This window comes from Roseomonas sp. E05 (genome assembly GCF_030063475.1).
In the GTDB taxonomy this organism is placed as follows: Bacteria; Pseudomonadota; Alphaproteobacteria; order Acetobacterales; family Acetobacteraceae; genus Pseudoroseomonas.
The window spans coordinates 20512-38450 of record NZ_JASIRT010000019.1; the positions used below are offsets into that span (position 1 = coordinate 20512).

Annotated in this window: 20 protein-coding genes and 1 other RNA gene; 2 read left to right on the forward strand and 19 right to left on the reverse strand. The window is 72.0% G+C overall.

Annotated features, from left to right (window positions below):
* Positions 1–79 precede the first annotated feature (79 nt).
* The 14 genes from folP to QMO56_RS17465 all read right to left on the reverse strand — a co-directional run bounded on the left by folP (position 80) and on the right by QMO56_RS17465 (position 13446).
* Positions 80–1129, reverse strand: a complete 1050-nt coding sequence (gene folP, locus QMO56_RS17400) for a dihydropteroate synthase (protein WP_283527744.1) — start codon at positions 1127–1129, stop codon at positions 80–82.
* Between the two features lie 82 nt (positions 1130–1211).
* Positions 1212–3137 carry an ATP-dependent zinc metalloprotease FtsH gene (gene ftsH / locus QMO56_RS17405; protein WP_283527746.1) on the reverse strand — a complete coding sequence of 642 codons (1926 nt, stop codon included), beginning with the start codon at positions 3135–3137 and terminating at the stop codon, positions 1212–1214.
* 121 nt (positions 3138–3258) lie between these two features.
* Positions 3259–4437: a tRNA lysidine(34) synthetase TilS gene (gene tilS, locus QMO56_RS17410; protein ID WP_283527748.1), complete on the reverse strand. Its 1179-nt coding sequence runs from the start codon at positions 4435–4437 to the stop codon at positions 3259–3261.
* 41 nt (positions 4438–4478) lie between these two features.
* Positions 4479–5339: a YbgF trimerization domain-containing protein gene (locus QMO56_RS17415; RefSeq protein WP_283527750.1), complete on the reverse strand. Its 861-nt coding sequence runs from the start codon at positions 5337–5339 to the stop codon at positions 4479–4481.
* A gap of 154 nt (positions 5340–5493) precedes the next feature.
* A complete protein-coding gene (gene pal, locus QMO56_RS17420; protein WP_283527752.1) occupies positions 5494–5991 on the reverse strand; it encodes a peptidoglycan-associated lipoprotein Pal in 498 nt (165 codons plus the stop codon).
* Positions 5992–6121: 130 nt separating this feature from the next.
* Positions 6122–7501, reverse strand: a complete 1380-nt coding sequence (gene tolB, locus QMO56_RS17425; protein WP_283527753.1) for a Tol-Pal system beta propeller repeat protein TolB — start codon at positions 7499–7501, stop codon at positions 6122–6124.
* Positions 7498–8733 (reverse strand): hypothetical protein, encoded by a 1236-nt coding sequence (locus tag QMO56_RS17430; protein WP_283527754.1) that lies wholly within the window; start codon positions 8731–8733, stop codon positions 7498–7500. Before QMO56_RS17430 ends, tolB begins: the two co-directional genes overlap by 4 nt.
* Positions 8734–8755: 22 nt before the next feature.
* Positions 8756–9256 (reverse strand): protein TolR, encoded by a 501-nt coding sequence (gene tolR, locus QMO56_RS17435; protein WP_283527755.1) that lies wholly within the window; start codon positions 9254–9256, stop codon positions 8756–8758.
* A gap of 4 nt (positions 9257–9260) precedes the next feature.
* Entirely contained in the window at positions 9261–9980 is a 720-nt protein-coding gene (gene tolQ, locus QMO56_RS17440; RefSeq protein ID WP_283527756.1) for a protein TolQ, read from the reverse strand.
* Positions 9981–10082: 102 nt separating this feature from the next.
* A complete protein-coding gene (locus QMO56_RS17445; protein WP_283527757.1) occupies positions 10083–10517 on the reverse strand; it encodes a YbgC/FadM family acyl-CoA thioesterase in 435 nt (144 codons plus the stop codon).
* On the reverse strand, positions 10514–11539 hold the full coding sequence (ruvB, locus tag QMO56_RS17450; protein ID WP_283527758.1) for a Holliday junction branch migration DNA helicase RuvB: 1026 nt from the start codon (positions 11537–11539) through the stop codon (positions 10514–10516). The genes QMO56_RS17445 and ruvB overlap by 4 nt, the downstream gene beginning before the upstream one ends.
* A gap of 13 nt (positions 11540–11552) precedes the next feature.
* The gene (gene ruvA / locus QMO56_RS17455) at positions 11553–12176 is read right to left on the reverse strand and encodes a Holliday junction branch migration protein RuvA (protein ID WP_283527759.1); all 624 of its coding nucleotides are present in this window, start codon (positions 12174–12176) and stop codon (positions 11553–11555) included.
* On the reverse strand, positions 12173–12679 hold the full coding sequence (gene ruvC, locus QMO56_RS17460) for a crossover junction endodeoxyribonuclease RuvC (protein WP_283527760.1): 507 nt from the start codon (positions 12677–12679) through the stop codon (positions 12173–12175). Before ruvC ends, ruvA begins: the two co-directional genes overlap by 4 nt.
* 17 nt (positions 12680–12696) lie before the next feature.
* The gene (locus tag QMO56_RS17465) at positions 12697–13446 is read right to left on the reverse strand and encodes a YebC/PmpR family DNA-binding transcriptional regulator (RefSeq protein ID WP_283527761.1); all 750 of its coding nucleotides are present in this window, start codon (positions 13444–13446) and stop codon (positions 12697–12699) included.
* A 212-nt stretch (positions 13447–13658) separates the two neighbouring features.
* Between QMO56_RS17465 and QMO56_RS17470 the strand changes: the two genes are divergently transcribed.
* Positions 13659–14708, forward strand: a complete 1050-nt coding sequence (locus QMO56_RS17470; protein WP_283527763.1) for a mechanosensitive ion channel family protein — start codon at positions 13659–13661, stop codon at positions 14706–14708.
* A 188-nt stretch (positions 14709–14896) separates the two neighbouring features.
* Here QMO56_RS17470 and QMO56_RS17475 read toward each other — a convergent pair whose 3' ends face one another.
* Complete coding sequence (locus tag QMO56_RS17475) at positions 14897–15343, reverse strand: MarR family winged helix-turn-helix transcriptional regulator (protein WP_283527765.1); 447 nt, start codon at positions 15341–15343, stop codon at positions 14897–14899.
* A 133-nt stretch (positions 15344–15476) separates the two neighbouring features.
* On the opposite strand from QMO56_RS17475, the gene QMO56_RS17480 reads away from it, so the two are divergent.
* A complete protein-coding gene (locus QMO56_RS17480) occupies positions 15477–15902 on the forward strand; it encodes an organic hydroperoxide resistance protein (protein ID WP_283527767.1) in 426 nt (141 codons plus the stop codon).
* Positions 15903–16025: 123 nt separating this feature from the next.
* Here QMO56_RS17480 and QMO56_RS17485 read toward each other — a convergent pair whose 3' ends face one another.
* The 4 genes from QMO56_RS17485 to QMO56_RS17500 all read right to left on the reverse strand — a co-directional run bounded on the left by QMO56_RS17485 (position 16026) and on the right by QMO56_RS17500 (position 17937).
* Entirely contained in the window at positions 16026–16847 is an 822-nt protein-coding gene (locus tag QMO56_RS17485; RefSeq protein ID WP_283527769.1) for a TIGR00282 family metallophosphoesterase, read from the reverse strand.
* 6 nt (positions 16848–16853) lie between these two features.
* A complete protein-coding gene (locus QMO56_RS17490) occupies positions 16854–17459 on the reverse strand; it encodes a 5-formyltetrahydrofolate cyclo-ligase (RefSeq protein ID WP_283527771.1) in 606 nt (201 codons plus the stop codon).
* A non-coding RNA gene (ssrS, locus tag QMO56_RS17495) (6S RNA) lies at positions 17446–17600 on the reverse strand. Before ssrS ends, QMO56_RS17490 begins: the two co-directional genes overlap by 14 nt.
* 10 nt (positions 17601–17610) lie before the next feature.
* Complete coding sequence (locus QMO56_RS17500; protein WP_283527773.1) at positions 17611–17937, reverse strand: cell division protein ZapA; 327 nt, start codon at positions 17935–17937, stop codon at positions 17611–17613.
* Between the last annotated feature and the right edge of the window lie 2 nt (positions 17938–17939).

A 17939-nucleotide genomic window follows, 5' to 3' on the forward strand; every position in this document is an offset into this window, starting at 1 on the left:
CCCTTGAGCCAGGGCGACGGCTGTAGCGCAGAACCCCCCGGCGAATGAATCCCTCCAAATGGAGAATATCCCGAAAACCTCACTCCAGCTCCGCTGCGCCGCCCTCCGCACAGGCGCGCCACATGCGCAACGCCTGCACGGTCTCCGCCACATCATGCACGCGCAGGATGGAGGCGCCGCTGGCGGCGGCGGCCAGCGCCACGGCGAGGCTGCCCGGCACGCGTTCGGCGGGCGTCTCCACCCCGGTCACCCGGCCGATGAAACGCTTGCGCGAGGCCCCAACCAGGATCCGGCAGCCAATGCCGGCGAGCAGCGGCAGGCGGTTCAGCAGCAGCAGGTTCTGCGCCCCCGTCTTGCCGAAGCCGAGGCCAGGGTCCACCACGATGCGGCCGCGCGGGATGCCCAGTGCCTCGGCCGTCTCGACCCGCTGGCGCAGGAAGCGGGCGACGTCGAGCACCACATCGTCATAGGCGGTGGCTTCCTGCATCCGGCGCGGGTCCAGCACCGGCATGTGCATCAGCACCACCGGCGCCCGCGCCTCACGCACCACGCGCTGGGACGCAGTATCCTGCCGCAGCGCCGTGATGTCGTTGACGATCTCGGCGCCGGCCTCCAGTGCCGCCCGCATGGTGGCGGGGTGGCGCGTGTCCACGCTGACCACCGCCGCCTTGGCCAGTTCGCGCACGACCGGCAGGATGCGGGCGACCTCCTCCTCCGGAGTAACCGGATCGGCGCCCGGCCGCGTGCTCTCACCACCGACATCCAGGATGTCCGCCCCCGCCTCCAGCATGGCGTGCCCCGCCGCGATCGCGGCGGCTGCGTCGAGGTGCCGGCCGCCGTCGGAAAAGCTGTCGGGCGTGGCGTTCAGGATGCCCATGACCAGCGGACGGTCGCCCGGCAGATCGGCGAGCGGCAGGGGGCGGCGGGTCAGCGGCGGCAGCAGCTCGTCCCAGCCCTCCGGCAGGGCACGCGCCGAATGGATGCCGAGGTCGCGCCCATCCTCGATCAGCCGCACCAGCGCGAAGCCGGCGGGTCTGCCGGCCAGCGGCAGGGCATAGCCATCCCGGATGGCCTGCAAGGCCGCCGGCCCGTGCAGCAGGCCGGCCGGCTCCACCCAGCGTTCACGCATCCCGACCTCCAGGAAAGAAAAAAGGGCCCCGATCTCCGGGGCCCTTCCTTAACGCAGGTAGGGGGGCGGAATGAACCCGCCTTCAGGTGCCCGGCTGCGGCGCCGGGCTGCCGAAACCGCCGCCAGGGCGGGTGGAACGGCCCGAGCTGGGCACGCTGCCACGGCCGGAGGGCGCCGGCTCGTCCGGACGGTTGCGCACCACCGGCTCGCCGCGGATCACCTGTCGGATCTCATCGCCCGAGAGGGTCTCGTGCTCCAGCAGGCCCTTCGCCAGGGCGTGCAGCTCGTCGATATGCGTCTGCAGCGTGTGCTTGGCGCGCGCATAGGACTCATCGATGATCGCCCGGATCTCGGCATCGATCTCGCGCGCCGTCGCCTCGGAGAGGTTCTTCGACTGCGTCACGGAATGGCCGAGGAAGACCTCCTGGTCATTCGAGCCATAGGCGATCATGCCGAGCTTCTCGCTCATGCCCCACTCGGTCACCATCCGGCGGGCCTGGTCGGTCGCCATCTTGATGTCGCCCGAGGCGCCGTTGGAGACGTTGTCCGGGCCGAAGATCAGCTCCTCCGCCACGCGGCCGCCCATCGCCATGGCCAGCTCGGCCTTCAGCTTGGACTTGTGCTTGGAGTAGCGATCACCGGCCGGCAGCGACATCACCAGACCCAGCGCGCGGCCGCGGGGGATGATGGTGGCCTTGTGCAGCGGATCGCATTCCGGCTCGTGCAGCGCGACGAGGGCATGGCCGGCCTCGTGATAGGCCGTCATCTTCTTCTCGTCGTCCGACATCACCAGGCTGCGGCGCTCGGCGCCCATCAGCACCTTGTCCTTGGCCATCTCGAACTCGTGCATGCCGACCGTCCGGCGCCCGCCGCGGGCGGCCAGCAGCGCCGCCTCGTTCACGAGGTTCGCCAGATCGGCGCCCGAGAAGCCCGGCGTGCCGCGCGCGATGGTCTTCGGATCGACGTCCGAGGCCAGCGGCACCTTGCGCATGTGCACGCGCAGGATCTTCTCGCGGCCTTGCACGTCGGGGTTCGGCACCACCACCTGGCGGTCGAAGCGGCCGGGGCGCAGCAGCGCCGGGTCCAGCACGTCGGGGCGATTGGTGGCGGCGATCAGGATGACGCCCTCATTCGCCTCGAAGCCGTCCATCTCGACGAGCATCTGGTTGAGGGTCTGCTCGCGCTCGTCATTGCCGCCGCCGAGGCCGGCGCCGCGATGGCGGCCGACCGCGTCGATCTCATCGATGAAGATGATGCAGGGGGCGTTCTTCTTGCCCTGCTCGAACATGTCGCGCACGCGGCTGGCACCGACGCCGACGAACATCTCGACGAAGTCGGAGCCCGAGATGGTGAAGAAGGGCACATTGGCCTCGCCGGCGATGGCGCGGGCGAGCAGCGTCTTGCCCGTGCCGGGCGGGCCGACCAGCAGCACGCCCTTCGGGATCTTGCCGCCGAGGCGCTGGAACTTCTGCGGGTCGCGCAGGAAGTCCACGATCTCCTCCAGCTCGCCCTTGGCCTCGTCGATGCCGGCGACGTCCTCGAAGGTGACGCGGCCCTGCTTCTCGGTCAGCAGCCGGGCGCGGGACTTGCCGAAGCCCATGGCCCGCCCGCCGCCGCCCTGCATCTGGCGCATGAAGAAGATCCAGACGCCGATCAGCAGCAGCATCGGGAACCAGGAGAGGAGGTAGTGGAGGAGCGGGTTGACGTCGCTCTCCTCCGGGCGCGCCACCACGCGGACGCCCTTGTCGGTCAGCTTGCTGACCAGGGTGGGGTCCTCGGGCGTGTAGGTGCTGAAGCTGCGCCCATCCGAGAGCTGCCCCGTCAAGGTGCGGCCCTGGATGGTGACGTCCCGGACGCGGCCGGAATTCACCTCGTTCAGGAAGTCGCTGTAGGCGACCTGCTGGCCGGTCTGGCGGGTGGAGGACGAAGGCTGGAAAAGGTTGAACAGCGCCACCAGCAGCAGCGCGACAATCACCCAGAGAGCCAGATTGCGGCCGAAATTGTTCACCGTGCGGTTCCCATCCGTGTGCCGGCCAGGGCGCTGCCCAGGCCCGGCGCATTGACAAGATAGGACGCCCGAGGCGGTTCTGAAACCTTGCCGGGCGCGCGATCTTGCTCCGTTTTCATATTTAGGGACACAACGGCCCGCCAGCGGGAGCAAAAAGCGCATCGGCGGCGATGCCGAACCCGAGACAGGGCACGCCGGCCAGGCAGTCGTCCCGCCACAGCGCCGGCAGGCCCGCCAGCACCCGCGTCGGCAGATCGCGCCGCGCTGCCCGGTCCAGGCCGGTTGCGGCGGCACCCAGCGCGCCCCACCGCAGCGCCGGCCCGGCGGGCGGGGCGAGCAGGCGCCAACGGCCATCCCACAGCGCGTCCCGCAGGGCGGGGACCGGCGGCGCGCAGGCGGCGGGCTCGCGGCAGAGCAGGCCGTCCTTCCAGACGACGCCATGCAGGGTTCCTTGCCCCCGCTCCAGAAGCGCCGCCACGGCGGCGGCGGCGGGCGCGTGCTCCGCGCCGGCGAGCAGCCGCAGCAGGGCCGCCAGGGCCGCCCGCGCCACCGCATCCCGCCCCAGCGCCGCATGGTCCAGCCGCGCCCAGCCTTCAGGATGCAACGTGACCGCGCCAGCCAGCCGCGCGGCCATGGCCGCCTCCCGGCGCGACCGGCGGCGCGCGAAGGCGGCGGCGGCGGCATCCAGTGCCGCCGTGCCGGGGCCGGTGCCCTCCGGATCACGCAGCGCCGCGCGCAGGCGGACACGGGTGAAGCGCGGATCGGCGTTGGAAGGGTCGCGCAAAGGCTCCAGGCCACGGTGACGCAGCAGCGCCTCCAGCCGCGCCGGCGGCATGCCGAGCAGCGGACGCAGGATCAGCGCCTCGGCCGCCGGGCGCAGCGCGGACATGCCCGCCAGCCCCGCCGGGCCGCTGCCGCGCAGCGCCCGGAACAGCAGCGTCTCCGCCTGGTCCAGCCGGTGCTGGCCGAGCAGCAGCCAGGGCCTTCCCCAGGCCGCGCAGGCGTCGAGCAGCGTCGCCAGCCGCGCCCGGCGCGCCCGCTCCTGGACGGCCGGACCGGGCGGCAGGGCAAGGGTGAGCCGCCTGGCGGCGATTCCCTGCGCCGCCAGGGTGCGGAGGGTCCATTCCGCCTCCGCCCCGCTCTCGGCCCGCAGGCCGTGATCGACAACGAGCGCCAGTGCATCACCACCCCGGGCCTGCGCGAAGTCCTGCGCCAGCAGCGCGAGGGCCAGGGAATGCGGGCCGCCGGAGACCCCCACCGCCAGGCGCGGCACCTCCCCGAACGGCCCGAGCGGCGCCATCAGCGCCGCGAATTCCGCCGCCTCGGGCGGGGCGTCAGGCTTCAGCGGCAGCCGCCGCGCTGGCGCGCATCGGCGGCGCGCTGCGCCAGGCTGCCGGAGAGCTTCGGGAACTGGCTGCGCAGGTCGTCCAGCGTGGCGCAGGCCTCGCGCTTGGCGCCGAAGCCGAGAAAGGCGCTGCTCAACCCGACCAGCGCCTCGGGCGCGCGGGCGCCGCTGCGGTTGCGGCGATAGGCGTCGTCGAAAGCCAGCGCGGCGTTCTGGTACTCGCGCTGGCCGAGCAGCGCCTCGCCGAGCAGCAGCTGCGCGTCCTGCATGCGGGCGGTATTGCGGGCGCCGATCACCTCGCGCGCCGCCGCCGCGGCGGTGTTGTAGTCGCGGCGGGAAAGCGCCGCCTGGCCGTCCGCCAGAGCGCGCTCGGCGGTGCGCGGTGCCGCATTGGCGGCGGGGCTGGCGGGCACCTCGGCCTCGCCGCGCTGCTGCGGGCGCGGCGCCGGGCTGGCCGGCCGCGCCGCGCCGCCACCCTGCTCAAGCTGCTGCAGCCGGTAGTCCATGTCACCCTGCAGCTTCTCCAGCGCCTGCTGGTTGGTGCGGATGCGGTAGTCCGATTCCTCAACGCGGCCGCGCAGCCGCCGCACCTCTTCCTCCATCGAGCTGACGCGGTCCAGCAGCTGGGTCAGCAGTTCCGGGGAACCGGCCGAAGCGCCGGCACGGGCGGGCGGCGCCATCGGCACGGGCGCCGGATAGCCCCCGCCGCCCTGCTGGCGCAGCGCTTCCACCTCCTGCCGCAGTTGCAGGATCTGGTTTTGCAGCGCGATGCCTTCGCGGCTGTCCATCTGCGCCATGGCGGGCACTGCGCCGAGCAGTGGCAGCAGCGGGGCAAAACGGAGGAGCGTGCGGAGCATGGCGATGTCCTTCCGGTAGCGCAGGGGCGCCGGTAGCGCGGGGAGATCCGGCGCCGGGAAATGCAAAGCGGCGGCTCCCACTCCGCGGAGCAGGGGCCGCCGCTTCTCTCAGTCCGTCAGCCCTGCGTCAATGCAAGGCCGCGTGGTGCGCCGCTCAGCGCACCACGGTCACGGCGCGGCGGTTCTGCGCCCAGGCGTCCTCGGTGGAGCCGAGCGCCGCCGGGCGGTCCTTGCCGTAGGAGATGGTGCTGACGCGGCCGCCGGCGACGCCGTTCGCCACCAGCACGTCGCGGGCCGCATTGGCGCGGCGCTGGCCGAGCGCCAGGTTGTACTCGCGGGTGCCGCGCTCGTCGGCATGGCCTTCGACCATCACCTGCGCCTGCGGGTACTGCGCCAGCCACTGCGCCTGGCGCTCCAGGGTCGGGCGCTGGTCGGCGCTGACGCTGCTGCTGTCGGTGGCGAAGAAGACGCGGTCGCCGACATTGGCAACCAGGTCCTCCTGGCTGCCCGGGCGGATGGTGCCGGCGCCGAAGCCGCTGGCACCGGCTCCGCCGGCGGCGCCGGCACCGGTGGCGGCGCCCGAGGTGTCCTCGCTGGCGCAGGCCGCGAGAAGTGCGGCGGCGGCAAGGGCGCCAATGAGTTTGGTCTTCATGCGTTCGATTCCTGATGTCAGAACGAATTAAGGCGGCGGTTACGCTGCGATTGAGGCAGGTTCAAGGCAACCAACCTCCGCGCGATGAATGGTTGCCCCTCCGAAACTGCAAAGCTCGCGCCACCTCGTTTCAGGATGACAACAGTGGCGACCAGTTCGGGTCGGTCGCGTCGGTCGGCGTGATGATCTGCCGCTCGTTGAAGCCGGCGATGTCGATCATCGCGAGCCGCGCGGAGTAGCCGCCGCCGCGCGCATCCCGCGCCGGTGTCTCGCGGTAGAAGGCGAGCACGCGGCCGTTCGGCGCGAAGGTCGGCCCCTCCATGCCCCAGCCTTCGGAGAGGATGCGCTCGCCCGAGCCGTCGGGCCGCATCACGCCGATGGAGAAACGGCCGCCGGACATGCGGGTGAAGGCGATCAGGTCGCCGCGCGGCGACCAGACCGGGGTGGCGTAGCGCCCGTTGCCGAAGGAGATGCGCCGCGCACCGCCACCATTGGCATCCATCACGTAGAGCTGCTGGTCGCCGCCGCGGTCGGAGTTGAAGACGATCTGCGAGCCGTCGGGCGAGTAGCAGGGCGAGACGTCGAGCCCGCCGCCGGAGGTGAGCTGCCGCTCGCGCCGGCTGGCCAGGTCCACGACATAGATGTTGGCGTCCCCGCCGCGTGCCGAGGAGAGCACCACGCTGCGGCCATCCGGGCTGAAGCGTGGGGAGAGCGTCATGCCCTGGAAGTTGCCCAGCACCTCCTGGCGGCCGCTGTTCAGGTCGAACAGGTAAACCCGGGGCTGGTTGTTGTAGTAGGACATGAAGGCGATCTGCCGCGCATTCGGATGGAAGCGCGGCGTCAGCGCCTGGAAGGAGCCATCGGTCAGGAAGCGGTTGTTCTCGCCGTCCTGGTCCATGATGGCGAGGCGGCGGGTGCGCCGGTCGCGCGGCCCGCTCTCGGCGATATAGACGATGCGGGTATCGAAATAGCCCTTCTCGCCCAGCATCCGCTCATAGATCACGTCGGAGATGACATGCGCGATCTGCCGCCAGTTGTTGGCGGCGGCGGTGTAGGCGGTGCCCTGGAGCTGCTGCTCGGAATTCACCTCCCAGAGCCGGAACTCGATGCGCGCGCGGTCGCCCTGCGGCTCGGCGCGGCCGGTCACCAGCGCCTGGGCGCCGATCACGCGCCAGTCCTGGAAGCGCGGCGCCGCCGTGGCGGCCTCCGGCGTCTGGATGTAGGCGGCCCGTTCCACCGGGCGGAACAGGCCGGAATTGCGCAGGTTGTTGGCGATGACCTTGGTGATGTTCTGGCCGAGCTGCTGCGCTGCCGGCGAGGAGCCGGCGAAGTCGGGCAGCGCGATCGGGATCGGGTCGGTGCGGGCGCGGGTGATGTCGATCACCTGGCCTGCGGCGGCGGTGCCGCCCGGCGCCGGGGCCTGGGCACGGGCGAGCGAGGGCGCCGCGAGCAGCCCGGCGCCACCGAGCAGCGCGAGGCGGCGGGAGAACAGCGGGTTCGGCTGGGTCATCGGACGAGGCCCTTCGGATTGAAACGGAAGGTCGCGGCGTTCAGCGACGGGATCTTCTCGCGGGGAACGGGCAAGGGGCTGCATTTCTGGTCCAGCAGGGCGCGGCGCGCGCTCTCATACACCGCGCGGGCGCGCGGGTCGGAGGGAACGCCGTTTGCCGGACGGACGTTGCGTATGACGCCCGAGGCATCCATGTCCACCTTCAGCTCGACCACGATCTGATCAAGCCCGAGCATCCCCGCATCCACCGACCAGCATTCGCTGATGCGCTCGGCCACGCCGCGCACCTCGCCGGCCGTCAGCAGGGCAGTGCCGGTCGGCGCGCCGCCGCCCTGGGCCGGGCGGCCCGAGGCCTCGGAGGGCCGCGCACGCGGCGGCTGGCTCTGCTGCTGCGCCGCGCGCAGCTTCTCCAGCGTGCTGAGCACGGACGAACTGCGCTCCGCCGTGCGCGGCGGCGGCGGGGTCTGGCCGGTGCCGGCCTCCTTGCTCGGTTCCGGCGCGGGCGGCGCGGTCGAGGGCTTGGTCGGCGTCGGACGCGGCGGGGCCGGCGGCGGCGCCGAGGCCTGCTTCTGCGGCTGCGGGCGCTCGGCTTCCTTGCTCGGCTGCGGCGGCGCGGGGGGGGCCGGCGGCGCGGGAGCGGGAGGCGGCGGCATCGGCAGCGGCGGCGAAGGCGGCGTGGCAGCCTGCTGCTGCTGTTGCTGCGGCTTCGGCGTCTCCGGCGCGGCGGCGATCTCGCCCTGCTCGGCCGGCGGCGCCGGGGCGGGCGGCGGCGGCATCGGCAGCGGCGGAGCCGGCGGCTGCGGTGTGGGCGGGGTCGGCGCCGGGGGCGCCGGCGGGGCGGGTGGTGGCGGCGCCGGGGCCGGCGTGGGGGCCGGCGGTGCCGGGGTCGGCACGGGGGGCGTCGGCGGCGGCGGCGCCGGCGTCGGATTCGGCGCGGGCGGCGGCGGCGGAGGGGGTGGGGGCGGCGAAGGCGGCGTAGGCTGCTGCTCGGGCGTCGCCGGGGTGTCGGTGGTGGGGTTCGGCTCCGCCTCCGGCCTGGGCGGGGCGGAATTCGGGGCGGGGTTGGGGGCCTGGGCGAGCTGCGGCTGGTCCGGCGTCACCAGCTCGACCGGAATTGCCTCCTGCGGGGGCGGCATCTCGCGTCCCGGCAGCTTGAACAGCAGCAGCACCCCCAGCAGCACGTGCAGTGCCACCGAGACGCCGCCCCAGAAACGAAGGCCGTGACGGGCCATGATGATCCTGCCGAAGCCTTTCTCAGCGCCGGGGCTGGGCCGGTGCCGGAGCCACACGGGCGGCGGCGGGCGCGCCGGAGGGCTGCTCGGCCAGCAGCGCCACCTTGGTGAAGCCGGCGGCGGAGACCGTGCCCATCACCTCCATCACGCGGCCGTAGTTGATGCCACGGTCGCCGCGCACGAAGATGCGCCGCTCCGGCTGGCCCGCCGGCTGCGCCGCCAGGATGGCGCGGAGCTGCGCCACCAGGTTCTCGAGCGGCACCTCGCTCTCCTGGATGAAGATCTTGCCCTCGGCATTGACCGAGATGGTCAGCGGCTCGGTCTCCTGGTTGAGCGCGCTGGCACTGGTCTTGGGCAGATCGATCGGCACGCCGACCGTCATCAGCGGCGCCGCGACCATGAAGATGATCAGCAGCACCAGCATGACGTCGACCAGCGGCGTCACGTTGATCTCGGCCATGGCGCGGTAGCGGCCGCGGCGGCCATTTCCCCGCGGGCCGCCCCCTCCGGTGGACATCGCCATGACGTCAGGTCCGCTCGTCGGCCTGGCGGGAGAGGATAGCGCCGAACTCGGCGGCGAAGCCCTCCAGCCGCGCGGCGAACCGCGCCAGGTCGGTGCTGATCTTGTTGTAGGCGAGCACCGCCGGAATGGCGGCGACCAGGCCGATGGCGGTGGCGAAGAGCGCCTCGGCGATGCCCGGCGCCACCACGGCGAGGTTGGTGTTGTTCATGCCGGCGATGGCCGCGAAGCTGTTCATGATGCCCCAGACCGTGCCGAACAGGCCGACGAAGGGGCCGACCGAGCCGACCGAGGCGAGGAAGACCATCCAGCGCTCCAGCCGGTCCATCTCGCGCGTGATGGCGATGTTCATCGCCCGCTCGGCGCGCATCTGCACGCCCGCGACGGAAACCCCGCCGCCCTCCGGGCGGGCGGCGCTGCGCTCCCATTCCCGCATGCCGGCGCCGAACACGGCGGCCAGCGGGTGGGTCGGGCGCTCGCCCTCCTGCTGGTGCAGCGAATCCAGGCTGCCGCCGGACCAGAAGCGATCCTCGAAGGCGTCCGCGGCGCGGTTGATCCGGCGCAGCGTCGTCATCTTCTCGAACACGATCGCCCAGACCCAGACGCTGGCCATCAGCAGGCCCAGCATGACGAGCTTGACCACCCAGTCGGCCTGCAGGAACAGGCTCCAGAGGGAAAGGTCGTGCGCCACCTGACCGAGGTTGGACGCACTCACGCTCTCACCCACGGCATTCTCCTTCAATCGCCCCGGCCGGCGGCGCGGGGCTTCACGTCTCGTTCCGGGCGCCGCCCGGGCCTCGCTCCCGAGGCGCCGTCATCCGGCGAAGCCTCAGGCGCCCTGCCCCAGCGCGGCGCGGAGCGCGCTTCGCCAGGGCTCCGGAATGGCCACCGGGCGCATTCCCTCGGCGCGCACGCAGACCAGCCCGACCTGAAGCGAAGCCTTCACCCCGCCGCCCTCCCCGAGCACCACCTGGTCGAGATCGACCGATGCGCCACGCAGGCGGCGCACGGAGGTTTCCACGACGAGCGGTTCATCGAGACGGGCGGGCGCCACATACTCCACTTCGATGCGCCGCACCACGAGCAACGAAGCGTGACGTTGAATCATAAGTTGATGCGGCAAATCTATGGCACGCAAGGATTCCGTCCGCGCCCGCTCGGCCCATCGCAGGTAGCTGGCGTGGTAGGCGATTCCCCCCGCGTCGGTGTCCTCGAAATAGACGCGGACGGGAAAGCGGTGCGGCCAGGCAGGGGCGCCGCTCACGGGCCGCCGCCCAGCAGGTCGGGCTGGGAGCCGGCCGGCGGCGCCAGGCCGAGATGCCGCCAGCCCGGATCGCCCAGCACCCGGCCGCGCGGGGTGCGCAGCACGAAGCCCTCCTGGATGAGGTAGGGCTCCACCACCTCCTCCAGCGTGTCCCGTCCCTCGGCGAGCGCGGCGGCCAGCGTCTCGACGCCCACCGGCCCGCCATGATGGTGCTCGGCGATGCGGCGGAGGTAGCGGCGGTCCATCGAGTCGAGGCCCTTGTGGTCCACCTCCAGCCGGTTCAGCGCGCCGTCCGCCATGGCGCGGTCGGCCTTGTGGCCGGACACCAGCGAGAAATCCCGCACCCGCCGCAGCAACCGCCCGGCAATGCGCGGCGTGCCGCGCGAGCGATTGGCGATCTCCTCCGCCCCCTCCTCGGTGAGCGCGAAGCCGAGCTTCTGCGCACCCCGGCGGACGATCAGCAGCAGCTCCTCCGGCGTGTAGAACTGGAGCCGCAGCGGGATGCCGAAGCGGTCGCGCAGCGGCGTCGCCAGCAGCCCGGCGCGGGTGGTGGCGCCGACCAGGGTGAAGGGCGGCAGGTCGATCCGCACGGTGCGCGCCGCCGGCCCCTCGCCGATGATCAGGTCGAGCTGGAAATCCTCCATCGCGGGATAGAGGGTTTCCTCCAGCGCCGGCTGCAGGCGGTGGATCTCGTCCACGAACAGCACGTCGCGCGGCTGCAGGTTGGTCAGGATGGCCGCGAGATCCCCCGCCCTTTGCAGCACCGGCCCCGAGGTGGCGCGAAAGCCCACCCCCAGCTCGCGGGACACGATCTGCGCCAGGGTGGTCTTGCCCAGGCCCGGCGGGCCGTGCAGCAGCACATGGTCCAGCGCCTCGCCGCGCGCCTTGGCCGCCTGGATGAAGATGGAAAGGTTCTCGCGCAGCGATTTCTGGCCGGTGAAGTCGTCCAGGGTCTGCGGGCGGAGGGTGGCCTCGGCGGCATCCTCCTCGCTGCGATGGGGATCGGCGATGCGCTCGCTCATGGCTGGGGCACTTTCATCGCGGCGCCAGGTCCTTCAGCGCCTCGCGGATCAGGATTTCGAGCCCCGCCCCCTCCCCGGCCCGCTCGGCCACGCGCGCCACCGCGGCCGCGGCCTCGGGCCGCTTCCAGCCCAGGTTGGTGAGCGCAGAGATGGCATCCGCCGTGGCGCGGTCGCCCGGGGCGAGGTCCACCGCGGCGGCGGCGACGCCGGCGGCGAAGGCGGGGCCGGTCGGCATGGCGCCGACCCGCTCACGCAGCTCCGAGATGAGGCGGATGGCCAGCTTGGCGCCGACGCCGGGCGCCCGGCTCAGCGCGCCCTTGTCGCCGGCCATCAGCGCGCGGGCGAGGTCGGCCGGCGAGAGGGTGGAGAGCAGCGCCAGGGCCAGCTTCGGCCCGACGCCCTGGATGCCGGTGAGCAGGCGGAACCAGTCGCGCTCGGCGGCCTCGGCGAAGCCATAGAGGATGATGGCATCCTCCCGCACCACGGTCTCCACCAGCAGCGAGCCGGTGGCCGGCGGCTGCGGCAGGGCGGCCAGAGTCCGCGCCGAACAGGCCACCAGATAGCCGACGCCGTTCACGTCGAAGATGCAGCCGCCCTCGAAAGGCGTGTCGAGCTTGCCGGTGAGCTTGCCGATCATGCGGGAATGCGGCCTTTCGCCAGCGCCACGCGGGTGGAGCGGTGGTGCGCATGGCAGATCGCCACCGCCAGCGCGTCCGAGGCGTCGGCGCGCTTCAGCGTGGCGCCGGGCAACAGGCGGCGCACCATGTCCGCGACCTGCTCCTTGTCGGCATGGCCGGTGCCGACCACGGCGCGCTTCACCTCCATGGCCTGGTATTCCGCGACAGGCAGGCCGGCCAGCGCCGGCGCCAGCAGCACCACGCCGCGCGCCTGGCCAAGCTTCAGCGCCGCGCCGGGGTTCTTGTTGACATAGGTGTGCTCCACCGCCGCCTCGTCCGGCTTCCAGAGGTCCATCAGTGCGTTGAGCGCCCGGTGGATCTGGCAGAGCCGCTCGGCCAGGGAGAGGTCGGTGGTGGTGGAGATCACCCCGTCGGCGATGTGGCGCAGCCGGTTGCCGCTGCTCTCCACCACGCCCCAGCCGGTGTGCTGCAGCCCGGGGTCGAGGCCGAGAAGGCGCACCATGCCCCCGGACATCCCACTCAGGCCGAGAGCTTCTGCAGCACGGCCTCGGGCACCTCGAAATTGGCCGTCACCGCCTGCACGTCGTCATGCTCGTCCAGCACGTCCACCAGCTTCAGCACGGAGCGCGCCTGGTCCTCGTCCAGCTCGACGGTGACGTTCGGGCGCCATTCCAGCTTGGCGCTCTCCGCCGGGCCGAATTTTTCTTCGAGCGCATCGCGAACCGAGAACAGGTCCTCGACCGCCGTGCGGATCTCGTGGCTTTCCTCGCCGCTCTCGACATCGGCCGCGCCGGCCTCGATGGCGGCCTCCAGCACCTCGTCGGCGCTGCCGGCGCTCGCCGGGAAGCGGACCACGCCCATGCGCTCGAACTGGAAGGCCACCGAGTTGGTCTCGCCCAGCGCCCCGCCATACTTGGAGAAGGCCGAGCGGATGTCGGAGGCGGTGCGGTTGCGGTTGTCGGTCAGCGTCTCGACGATGATGGCGACGCCGGCCGGGCCGTAGCCCTCGTAGCGCACCTCGACATAGTCCTCGCCGCCCGCCGCGCCGGTCGCCTTCTTGATGGCGCGGTCGATGGTGTCCTTGGTCATGTTGGCGACGCGCGCCGCCTGCACCGCCGAGCGCAGCCGCGGGTTCGAGGCCGGGTCGGGAAGGCCCTGGCGCGCGCTCACCGTGATCTCGCGGATCAGCTTGGCGAAGATGCGCGCCCGCTTGGCGTCCTGCGCCCCCTTGCGGTGCATGATGTTCTTGAACTGGGAATGGCCGGCCACGCGGTGCTCTCCGGTATTCTCGTGATGTTCCGGGCTGTCGCGGAGCTATAGCCTCCCGCGCGCCCGGATGCGAGGGGGGCGCCTTCCCCCGCCTGGCCTGCCGCATCCCAGGGCGGAGCAACCGCGGACCATGGCCGCCATTCTCATCGTGCCGCCGCTCCCCACGCCTGCCGGCGCGGCGGACGGCTTGCCTGCCGGAGGGAGCGGAACGGATGCGCAGCGCCTTTGCCCAAGCGACCACGAGCAATGCCGGCCAGAGGGCCGCCGAGCAGATCAGCATCTCGGTGGATGGCCTCCAGGCCAAGCTCGACGGCTGGGTGGACGGCTTCTTCGCCCTGCTGCCGAACATCGCCGTGGCAGCGGTCGTCCTCGGTGTCTTCTGGGTGTTCGGCGGCCTGACCCGGCGCAGCTTCAACCGCTGGGCCGTGGCGCACCAGCGGGAGAACCTGGGCGAGGTGCTCGGCGGCTTCCTGCGGCTGGCGCTGATCATCGCCGGCGGCCTGCTGGCCACCACCATCGTGCTGCCCTCGCTGAACCCGGGCGACCTGGTGGCCGGCCTGGGCGTCGGCTCGGTGGCGATCGGCTTCGCCTTCAAGGACATCCTGCAGAACTGGCTGGCCGGGGTCCTGCTCCTGCTGCGGCAGCCGTTCCGCCCGGGCGACCAGATCGTCATCAACGGCTTCGAGGGCACGGTGGACCACATCGAGGCACGCGTCACTGCCATCCGCACCTATGACTCGCGGATGGTGCTGGTGCCCAACAGCGACGTCTACACCAACGCCGTGGTGGTCAACACCGCCTTCGCCAAGAGCCGCTCGCAGTACGACGTCGGCATCGGTTACGGCGACGACATCCGCGCCGCGCGCGGCATCATCCTCGACGCCATCGGCGGGCTGGAAAGCGTGGAGGCCGACCCCGCCCCGGAGGTGCTGGTGACCGATCTCGCCGCCTCGCAGGTGGTGCTGCGCGTCTTCTGGTGGTCCGACCCGCGCCGGTACGACCGCGTGCACACCAGCTCGCGGGTGGTGGAGGCAATCAAGTACGCCCTGGACGAGGCCGGCATCGACATGCCTTTCGAAACCCAGGTGCACCTGCTGCACGACCAGACGGACGAGCTGGATGGCCGCCGCGGCAAGCAGCGCGAGGGCTGGCCCGCGCCGCGAGGCGCCGCCCCCCGGCCCCGCTTCGAGGCGCTATCGCGGCAGGATCGCCCCGAGGCAGGCCGTGGGGAGCGCGCCGGCGGCGCCAATGCCGCGGACTGACCATCCCCGTCACGGCTGCCCAGCCCTCCGGCCGGAGCCCGGCGCCCCGGACATGGGCGCTCCCCCCTTCCATGCCGCCGCCCTGTTCGAGGTTCTCGCCGCCCTCTACACCCCGCCGCGCCAGCGGGTGCTGGAGAAGGTGACCGATCGCATCGGCCTGCGTGGCAACTGCCCGGGCGGGCGCGGCCTCAGGAGCCGGCACCCCGGAGCTTTCCGGTCAGGCCGGCCAGCGCATCCCGCAGCGCGCCGAGCGCATCTTCCGTTTCGTTCAGGGAGCAGGCCAGGTTGGCCCTGATGCTGGCCGCCTGGCAGCGCAGCGAAGCGCCCTTCTCGGTCAGGCTTATGCGGACCTGCCGCTCGTCCTCCGCGTCGCGCTGCCGGCGCAGCAGGCCGTTCGCCTCCATGCGCTTCAGCAGGGGCGTCAGGGTGCCGGAATCGAGGTGCAGGCGGGCGCCGATCTCCTTCACCGTCCGCCCTTCCTGCTCCCACAGGATGAGCAGCACGAGATACTGCGGATAGGTCAGCCCCAGCGGCTCCAGCAGCGGTTTGTAGGCCGCGGTGAAGGCATGGTTGGCCGCATAGACGGCGAAGCACAGGTTGTCCTCCAGCCGGCCGCAGGATGGGGATTGTGTCATCGAACCTCCGGATCCGCTTGCAGCGTGTCCTAGCACGAAATCACCTTGCCTCCGTTCATATTGTGCACTATCGAATAGCTCGCAATGAGTTCCTGGGCAAAAGTAGCCGGCGCACCTTCGAAAGGAGACACGCATGTCCGTGGACGTGAAGTACAGCACCGAGGCGACCGCCACCGGGGGCCGTGACGGCCGCTCCCGCACCACCGATGGGGCGCTCGACGTGAAGCTCTCCACCCCGAAGGAGCTGGGCGGTGCCGGCGGCGCCGGCAACAATCCGGAGCAGCTTTTCGCCGCCGGCTACGCCGCGTGCTTCCTCGGCGCCCTGAAGTTCGTCGCGGCGCAGGAGAAGGTCCGCGTGCCGGAGGACGCGACCGTCTCCGCGAGGGTGGGGATCGGCCCGCGCGTGGCGGGTGGCTTCGGCATCACCGCCGACCTGACGATCTCCCTGCCCGGCATCGAGCGGGCCAAGGCCGAGGCGCTGGTGCAGAAGGCCCATCAGGTCTGCCCCTATTCGAACGCCACGCGGAACAATGTGGATGTGGGCCTGACGATCGCCTGACCAGGCGGCCGGCGGGAAGGGGTGCCGCAACCGGCTCCCCTTCCCGCCTTTGATGCGCCGCCCGCTCACCGACGAGCGGGTGGTCCTTTTTTTATGGCCGCCGGAGCGCCGTGCTTCCGCCGCTCAGAATTCCGGCATGGCAGGCGCCAGCTGGCCGCCCAGCCGCACCGGCGCGATCTGCCTCGCCAGCCCGGTGGCGTCATCCGTCTCGATGAAGACCCCGGACAGCGTCGCCGGCCCCTCTGCGGGGGCCAGCTTCTCGCCCGGCACCTTGCGCCAGAAGCGCAGCGCAGCGCCGCCCTTCTGCATGCCGATCACGCTGTCATAGTCGCCGCACATGCCGGCATCGGTCATGTAGGCGGTGCCGTTCTCCAGGATGCGGTGGTCGGCGCTCGGCACATGGGTGTGGGTGCCCACCACCAGGCTCACCCGCCCGTCGAAGCTGTGCGCGAAGCCCATCTTCTCGCTGCTGGCCTCCGCATGAATGTCCACCACGATGGCCTGGACACTGCCACCGGCGCCCATGCTGTACCGCGCCAGCTCGGCCTGGGCGCCCCGGAAGGGATCGTCCAGCGGCTCCATGAAGAGGCGCCCCATCACGTTCAGCACCAGCGCCTTGCGGCCGCCGGGCACCTCGACCACCGTGGCGCCGCGCCCGGGCGTGCCGGGCGGGTAATTCAGCGGGCGGATCAGCCGCGGCTCGCCGTCGATGAAGCCGATGATCTCCTTGCGGTCCCAGGAATGGTTGCCGAGGGTCAGCACATCCGCTCCGGCGGCGAGGAAGGCGCGCACCATGTCGGGGGAGACGCCGAAGCCGTGGCTGGCATTCTCGGCATTCACCACCACCAGGTCTGCCCTCAGGCGGGTGCGCAGGCCGGGCAACTCGGCAGTCAGGGCGTCGCGGCCGGCACGGCCCACCACATCGCCCAGGAACAGGATCCGCAACGCGTTCTATCCTCTGTTGGTCGGAAGGAAGCCGGCCTCAGTGGCGATGCCGGCGAGCGGCTGGTCATGCGCGCCGACCGGCACCGCCGGCACCTCCTGCGCGGCATAGGCCACGCCGATGGCACGGGCACCCGGCAGCCCGGCGAGCGTCCGGTCATAGTAGCCACCGCCATAGCCGAGGCGCATGCCCCGGCGGTCGAAGGCCAGCAGCGGCACCAGCAGGAAGTCGGGAGCCATGACGTCCCCCTCGGCCGGGACGGAGGTGCCGAAACGCCCAGGCGCCAGCGCCGCGCCGAAGCGCCAGCGGCGGAAGACAAGCGGCTGGCCGCGCGGCGGCGTCACCGGCAAGGCGAGCGCATGACCCGCCGCCTCCAGGCGCCGCATCAGCGGCCGGATGTCGATTTCCTCTCCCATGGGCCAGAAGCCGCCAATCACGGCGCCGCGTGGCGGCGGGAAGGCGGCGAGCACGACCTCGGCCAGCGCCTCGGCGGCGCCCTGGGGGTCCAGCGCACCGCGGGCAGCCAGCGCAGACTGGCGCAGCGCGGCCTTGGCGGCGGCGAGCGGCGGCGGGTCGGCGGAAGGATCGGGAGAAATTGCGTGCGGAGCCGCCATGGCCGTTGGCGTATTATCCTCCTAAGGCCTGCGTTAGCAGGTGGGCACCAGGTAGCCGGACCAAGATCCGGCCAGAGCCAGCTCCCGGAGGATGCTTATTGGCCCCAGGGATAAATTGCCTGACGCACCGGGCAGCTCCGCATTGCCTCATTTAGGGATGGTCGAGCGATGCGGCAATGCCCTCGATGCGCTCCGCGATGCGGCCGAGGCGGTCGGCCAGCCGCGGATCGGCGGCGGCGCCCTGCGGCGGCATCGAGCGGGCACGCGAGAGCTCGACCCGGAGGTCGTGGATCTCATCCGCCAGCAGCAGAGCGGCCAGCAGCAGCAGGCGGCTCTCGCCATACTGGCCGCCCATCGCCCGGATGGAGGCAACACGGCGGTCCACATCCGCCGCCAGCGCGATGAGATGTCCCTCCTGCCCATCTTCGCAGGAGACGGGGTGGGTGTAGCCGCCGACGCGAACCGTGACCTGGCCCAAGC

Coding starts and splice junctions, on each gene's coding strand:
- QMO56_RS17475 (WP_283527765.1), bottom strand. CDS start 15,343: ATGACACAATCCCCATCCTGCGGCCGGCTGGAGGACAACCTGTGCTTC.
- QMO56_RS17490 (WP_283527771.1), bottom strand. CDS start 17,459: ATGGCGGCTCCGCACGCAATTTCTCCCGATCCTTCCGCCGACCCGCCG.
- QMO56_RS17480 (WP_283527767.1), top strand. CDS start 15,477: ATGTCCGTGGACGTGAAGTACAGCACCGAGGCGACCGCCACCGGGGGC.
- folP (WP_283527744.1), bottom strand. CDS start 1,129: ATGCGTGAACGCTGGGTGGAGCCGGCCGGCCTGCTGCACGGGCCGGCG.
- QMO56_RS17470 (WP_283527763.1), top strand. CDS start 13,659: ATGCGCAGCGCCTTTGCCCAAGCGACCACGAGCAATGCCGGCCAGAGG.
- tolR (WP_283527755.1), bottom strand. CDS start 9,256: ATGGCGATGTCCACCGGAGGGGGCGGCCCGCGGGGAAATGGCCGCCGC.
- pal (WP_283527752.1), bottom strand. CDS start 5,991: ATGAAGACCAAACTCATTGGCGCCCTTGCCGCCGCCGCACTTCTCGCG.
- tilS (WP_283527748.1), bottom strand. CDS start 4,437: ATGGCGCCGCTCGGGCCGTTCGGGGAGGTGCCGCGCCTGGCGGTGGGG.
- QMO56_RS17430 (WP_283527754.1), bottom strand. CDS start 8,733: ATGGCCCGTCACGGCCTTCGTTTCTGGGGCGGCGTCTCGGTGGCACTG.
- tolB (WP_283527753.1), bottom strand. CDS start 7,501: ATGACCCAGCCGAACCCGCTGTTCTCCCGCCGCCTCGCGCTGCTCGGT.
- ruvC (WP_283527760.1), bottom strand. CDS start 12,679: ATGGTGCGCCTTCTCGGCCTCGACCCCGGGCTGCAGCACACCGGCTGG.
- ruvA (WP_283527759.1), bottom strand. CDS start 12,176: ATGATCGGCAAGCTCACCGGCAAGCTCGACACGCCTTTCGAGGGCGGC.
- ruvB (WP_283527758.1), bottom strand. CDS start 11,539: ATGAGCGAGCGCATCGCCGATCCCCATCGCAGCGAGGAGGATGCCGCC.
- QMO56_RS17415 (WP_283527750.1), bottom strand. CDS start 5,339: ATGCTCCGCACGCTCCTCCGTTTTGCCCCGCTGCTGCCACTGCTCGGC.